This window comes from Streptomyces sp. NPDC005423, from assembly GCF_040606415.1.
Lineage (GTDB): Bacteria > Actinomycetota > Actinomycetes > Streptomycetales > Streptomycetaceae > Streptomyces.
On record NZ_JBEXET010000115.1, the window covers coordinates 1 to 1,172 of the forward strand.

Annotated in this window: 1 protein-coding gene; it reads right to left on the reverse strand. The window is 67.6% G+C overall.

Annotated features, from left to right (window positions below; all coding sequences use genetic code 11):
* A partial coding sequence (gene pgi, locus ABZT12_RS39330) for a glucose-6-phosphate isomerase (protein ID WP_356394683.1) occupies nucleotides 1-1,172 on the reverse strand: 1,172 nt, incomplete at both ends.

The window sequence follows — 1,172 nt, forward strand, 5'->3', positions numbered from 1 at the left end:
AGGCCGGGTACGTCCGTGCCGTCGGTGAGGGCGGGTTCGACGCGTTTGGCGAGGACCTTGCCGAGTTCGACGCCCCACTGGTCGAAGGAGTCGATGTTCCAGACGGCGCCCTGGACGAAGACCTTGTGTTCGTAGAGGGCGATGAGCTGGCCCAGGACGGCGGGGGTGAGTTCGCGGGCGAGGATGGTGGTGGTGGGGTGGTTGCCGCGGAACGTCTTGTGCGCGACCAGTTCCTCGGCCACCCCTTCCGCGCGTACCTCCTCCGGGGTCTTGCCGAACGCCAGGGCCTGGGTCTGGGCGAAGAAGTTGGCCATCAGCAGGTCGTGCTGGGCCTTGAGCTCCCCGCTCAGCTCCGCGACGGGGTTGGCGAAGCCGATGAAGTCGGCCGGGATCAGCTTCGTGCCCTGGTGGATGAGCTGGTAGTAGGCGTGCTGGCCGTTGGTGCCGGGCGTGCCCCACACCACCGGCCCCGTCTGCCACCGCACCGGCTCACCCTGGCGGTCCACCGACTTGCCGTTGGACTCCATGTCGAGCTGCTGGAGGTAGGCGGTGAACTTCGACAGGTAGTGGCTGTAGGGCAGCACCGCGTGCGACTGGGCGTCGTGGAAGTTGCCGTACCAGATCCCCAACAACCCCAGCAGCAAAGGCGCGTTGGCCTCGGGGGGCGCGGTGCGGAAGTGCTCGTCGACGAGGTGGAAGCCGTCGAGCATCTCCCGGAAACGCTCCGGGCCGATCGCGATCATCAGGGAGAGCCCGATCGCGGAGTCGTAGGAGTAGCGTCCCCCCACCCAGTCCCAGAACTCGAACATGTTCTCCGGGTCGATACCGAACCCCGTCACCTTCCCCGAGTTCGTCGACAGCGCCACGAAGTGCCGGGCCACCGCCTTCTCGTCACCGTCGAGACCGGCCAGCAGCCAGGACCGCGCGGAGGTGGCGTTGGTGATCGTCTCGATCGTGGTGAACGTCTTGGAGGCCACGATGAACAGCGTCTCGGCCGGGTCCAGGTCGCGCACCGCCTCGTGCAGGTCCGCGCCGTCCACGTTGGAGACGAACCGCAGCGTCAGCGAACGGTCCGCGAACGCCCGCAGCGCCTCGTACGCCATCGCCGGACCCAGATCCGAGCCGCCGATACCGATGTTGACGACGTTCCGGATCCGCCTGCCGGTATGGCC